We start from the raw sequence: 5174 nt of genomic DNA, 5'->3' as shown, positions 1-5174 counted from the left end.
CCCGACCCGGAGGAGCCGACCGCGCATCGCGCGATCCGGCCCCCAAAGGAACCACTGGAGCAGATTGTCGCCTCGGTGTGGAGCGAGGTGCTCGGGCTCGACGAAATCGGCCTCGACGACAATTTCTTCGCCCTCGGCGGCCATTCCCTGCACGCCGTTCAGGTTTGCGGCCGCCTGGAACGCACCCTGCGCACCCCGGTCTCGGTCCGGCAACTCGTCGAGCAACCCACCGTCGACAACCTGGCGCGGCGCCTGCGCGCCGACTCGTCGGACGTACGCCGACTCGACCAGATCGCCGCCGTCGTCATGCAGGTCCGCCAACTCAGCCCGGCCGAACGCGCCCACCGACTCGGCGACACGTCCGAAGCCACGAAGGAGAAGTACGGTGACGACCACTGATTCCACCGGGTCGACTGGGCCGACCGAGGATGCCCTCATCGACCAATTGCTGGCAGAGGCGGGGATCACCAACGCGGCCCCACGCCCGGCCATCGTCGCCACCGGCGAGCCGACGCTGCTCTCACCGGGCCAGGAGCGCCTGTGGTTCCTGGACCGCTGGCGCCCCGGCTCCCCGCTGTACAACGTGCCGGTCGCCATCGAGCTGACCGGCCAGGTGGCGCCCGCCGCGCTGTGCGCCGCGCTGCAGACCCTGGTCGACCGACACGAGGCGCTCCGCACCGCGGTCGTCACCGAGCAGGGGCGGCCTCGACTGTTCCGGGCCGCCGAGGGCATCGAGGTGCCGTGGACCGTCAGCGATGTCCGTGACTCCGGGCCCCGGGCCGAGGCCGAGGCGCGGGACGCGGTACGGGCCGCCGTCCGCGAGCCGTTCGACCTGTCGCGGGCGCCGCTGCTGCGTGGCGGCCTGGTCCGGTACGCCGCCGACCGGTGGCTGCTGTGGTTGTCGATTCACCACATCGCCTGCGACGGGCAGTCGATGGAGATCCTGCTCGCCGAACTGGCCGAGGCGTACCAGGCGCTGGTCGCCGGTACGCTGCCCCCACGGCGGGACCGGACCCTCGGGTACGGCGACTACGCCGCCTGGCAGCGCGACCAGCTGGCCGGCTCCCGCCTCACCGAGGGCGTCGACTGGTGGCGCCGGCAGCTCGACGAGCTGCCGCCGGTGCTGGAGTTGCCGGCCGACCGGGTCCGGCCGCCAGTCCAGAGCTACGCGGGGCGTACCGTGCACGCCGAGCTGGCTCCCGCCGTGGCCGACGCCGTACGGTCGCTGGCCCGGCAACGCTCCAGCACCGTCTTCGATGTCTTGTTCTCCGCCTTCGCCCTGCTGGTCGGACGCTGGTCCGGGCGCTCCGACGTGGTCGTGGCCACGCCGGTCGCCGGTCGGCCGCTGCCCGAACTGGACGACCTGGTCGGCTTCTTCGTCAACACCCTCGCACTGCGAGTGGACCTGTCCGGCGAACCGACCTTCGCCGACCTGGTCGCCCGGGTCCGCGTCGCCTCGGCCGACGCCCAGGATCACCAGGAGGTGCCGTTCGCGGCGCTGGTCGAGGCACTGGCCCCGGAGCGCGAGCTGGCCTGGTCGCCGCTGGTGCAGGTGCAGTTCGTGCTCCAGCGCCAGGACTCCGCCCGGTGGCGGCTCGGCGACAGCATCACCGCCCGGACTGTCGGCGTCGACACCGGTACGGCGAAGTTCGACCTCACCCTGCTCGTCTACGACGCCGGCACCGACGGCATGCGCGTCGAGTTGGAGTACGCCACCGACCTGTTCGACGCGCCCACGATGGATCGCTTTGCCAAACAGTGGTTCACCCTGGTGGAGCGGCTGACGGCCAGCGTGGACCGGCCCGTCGCCGAGGTCTGCGGGCTGCCGGAGGAGGAACGCCGCACCATCGAGGGTTGGTCGCGCGTCCAGCGAACCTTCCCCGTCGACGAGCCCATCGGCGATCTGGTCGCCCGGCACGCGAGGCAACACCCCGACCACGTCGCGGTGATCGACGGCGAGACCCGGATGACGTACCGGCAGTTGCTGACCGCCGCCGACGCGGTCGCCGCCGCGCTGCGCCGGGAGGGCATCGGCCGTGGCGCCATGGTGGGGGTGTGCTGCCGCCGGTCGGCCGATCTCGTCGTCGGCATGCTGGGCGCGCTGCGGGCCGGGGCGGCGTACGTGCCGCTGGACCCCGACTACCCGGTCGACCGGCTCGACTTCATCGTGCGGGACAGCGGCCTGCGGGTCGTCGTCACGCAGGACGGCGCGATCCCGGCCGACCTCGCGCTGCCGGAGGACGTCCGCACGGTACGGATCGACGAGGCGACGCGCACCGGCACGGACGGCACCCCGGCGGCCGTCGCCCCGATGGTCGACGACCCCGCCTACCTGATCTACACCTCCGGCTCCACCGGCCTGCCGAAGGCCGTCATGGTCTCGCACCGCAACGTGCTCCGGCTGTTCGCGGCGACCGACGAGCAGTTCCGGTTCGGCCCGCAGGACGTCTTCAGCCTCTTCCACTCCGCCTCCTTCGACGTGTCGGTCTTCGAGACCTGGGGTGCGCTGACCCACGGCTCGTCCCTGGTCGTGGTGCGCTACTGGGAGAGCCGCGACCCGGAGGCGTTCTACGACGTGGTGGCCCGCGAGGGGGTCACCGTGCTGAGCCAGACGCCGGGCGTCTTCCGGCAGTTCGAGGCCGTCGACGAGCGACGCCGGGCGGAACTGGCCGTGCGGGTGGTCATCTTCGCCGGCGAGGCGCTGGACCCGGACGCGGTACGCCGCTGGTGGACCCGGCACCCGGAGACCAGCCCGGAAATGATCAACATGTACGGCATCACCGAGACCACGGTGCACACGACGTACTGCCGGCTCACCGCCGACCTGCTGGCCCACCGGCACAGTCCGATCGGCCGGCAGGTCGCCGACCTGGCCCTGCACGTGCTCGACGAGCACGGCCGGCCGGCCCCCATCGGCGTCCCCGGTGAGCTCTACGTCGGCGGCGACGGCCTCGCCCACGGCTACTGGCGTCGGCCGGCCCTGACCGCCCAGCGTTTCGTCGCCGACCCGGCCACCTCCGGCGGCCGGCTCTACCGCAGCGGCGACCTGGCGGCCTGGCGGCCCGACGGCACGCTGGAGTACCTCGGCCGCCTCGACCAGCAGGTGAAGATCCGTGGTTTCCGGATCGAGCCGGCCGAGGTCGAGGCCGCGCTGCTGGCCCACCCCGGGGTCGACGCCTGCCTGGTGGTCGCGCACGGCGAGGCGGGCACCGAGCGCCGGCTGGTCGGCTACGTGGTCGCCGACGGCGACCTCACGGTCGAGGACGTGCACGACTTCCTCGAACCCACCCTGCCCAGCCACATGATCCCGTCGGTCGTGATCGTGCTCGACTCGTTCCCGCTCACCGCGAACGGCAAGATCGACCGGCGGAAGCTGCCGGCGCCCGGAGACGGACGGCCGGTTCTGGCGCGGCCGTACGTCGCACCGCGCAACGACACCGAGCGCGTCCTGGCCGACATCTGGGCGACGGTGCTCGAACTCGACCAGGTGAGCGTGGAGGACAACTTCTTCCACCTCGGCGGCGACTCGATCCGCAGCGTCCAGGTGATCGGCCTGGCCCGCGCCCAGGGCCTCGACTTCTCGTTGCAGCAACTGTTCCAGCGCACCACCATCGCCGCGCTGGCCGGCGAGGTCACCGCCGCCCAGGCGCCCGCCACCGAACAGCAGCCCTTCGCCCTGGTCTCCGCGCAGGACCGGGAGCTGCTGCCCGAGGACGCGGTCGACGCGTACCCGATGGCGGTGCTGCAGGCCGGCATGATCTTCCACATGGAGGCCGACGAGGAGCGCCGCCTCTACCAGAACGTCGACAGCTTCCACGTCCGTGCGCCTTTCGACGAGACGCTGTTCCGGCAGGCCGTGCAGCAGATCGTCGACCGGCACGACATCCTGCGGACCTCCTTCCACCTCAGCGAGTACAGCGAGATGCTCCAGGTGGTGCACCAGAGCGCCGAACTGCCGATCGAGGTGGTCGACGTACGGGGGTTGACCGAACAGGAGCAGGACCGCCGCATTGTCGAGGTGATCGAGGGACTGCGCGACGTGCCCTTCGACCTGGCCCGGCCGCCGCTGTGGCGTTACGTGATCCACTGGCGCAGCGACGAGTCCTTCGAGTGGACGCTGGTGGAGCACCACGCGATCCTCGACGGCTGGAGCCTGCACTCCTCGATCACCGAGATCCTCCAGCGCTACATGGAGCTGACGGGGGACCCGGCGAGCACCGCGGCGCCGAAACCCGCCTCGACCTACCGAGATTTCGTCGAGGCCGAACGCGCCGCGCTCGCGTCTGCCGAGGAGCGTGAGTTCTGGTCGGCGAAGGTACGGCAGACGAACCGGCTCCGGCTGCCGCGCTGGCCGCAGGACGCCACGGTCGACCCGCTGGTGGAGCCGCAGCCCGGGCCGGACGGGCAGCCGCTGCTGGAGTGGGAGCTGCCGCCGGGCCACTCCGACTTCTACCGGTGGCTGGAGACCAGGATCCCGGACGACATCTGCGCCGGCCTGGAGCAGGCCGCCGCTCGGATCGGCGTACCGCTGAAGAGCGTGCTGCTCGCCGCGCACATGCGGGTGCTGGCCCACCTGACCGGGAGCCGCGACGTCGTCACCGGCATGGCCTTCAACGGCCGGCTGGAGGTGATCGACGGTACCGAGTCACGGGGCCTGTTCCTGAACTCGTTGCCGGTCTCGGCAACGGTGGCGGACGGCACGTGGACGGACCTGATCCGGACGATGCTGGCCGAGGAGAACTACCTCCTGCCGCACCGGCGCTTCCCGATGGCCGAGATCCAGCGCCTTGCCGACGGGGAGCCCCTCTACGAGACCCACTTCGTCTACAACCACTTCCACGTCATGCGCGGCCTGGCGGACCGTGACGTGCGGATCGTCGACCCGAAGATCAACTCCTTCACCACGATGCGGGTCGAGCCGACCAACTACCCGTTCGTCTGCGGCTTCCTGCGCGACCCGGGTGCCGACGGCCTGCTGATGGGGCTCGACTACCACACCACCGAGTTCTCCCCGGAGCAGATCCGGCGCATCCGTGGCTATTACCTGGCCGCGCTGCGCTCCATCGTGGCCGACCCGGACCGTTCGCTCGCCCAGGTGGACCTCACCTCGCCCGCCGAGCGGGAGCAGATCCACCGGTGGAACCGGACCGGCCGGGATCAGTCCCCGGAGCTGA

At 71.5% G+C, this 5174-nt stretch carries 2 protein-coding genes; both read left to right on the top strand.

Annotated features, from left to right (window positions below; translation table 11 throughout):
• A partial coding sequence (locus Vqi01_RS29900) for a phosphopantetheine-binding protein (protein ID WP_239098775.1) occupies positions 1–399 on the top strand: 399 nt, incomplete at its 5' end.
• Positions 386–5174: non-ribosomal peptide synthetase (locus Vqi01_RS29895; RefSeq protein ID WP_204038479.1), on the top strand; the 4789-nt coding region annotated here is incomplete at its 3' end. The genes Vqi01_RS29900 and Vqi01_RS29895, both read left to right, overlap by 14 nt.

It is taken from the genome of Micromonospora qiuiae (assembly GCF_016863555.1).
GTDB lineage: Bacteria > Actinomycetota > Actinomycetes > Mycobacteriales > Micromonosporaceae > Micromonospora > Micromonospora qiuiae.
The sequence above is the reverse complement of the archived record's forward strand: the minus strand, read 5'-3'. Positions and strand labels throughout refer to the sequence as shown.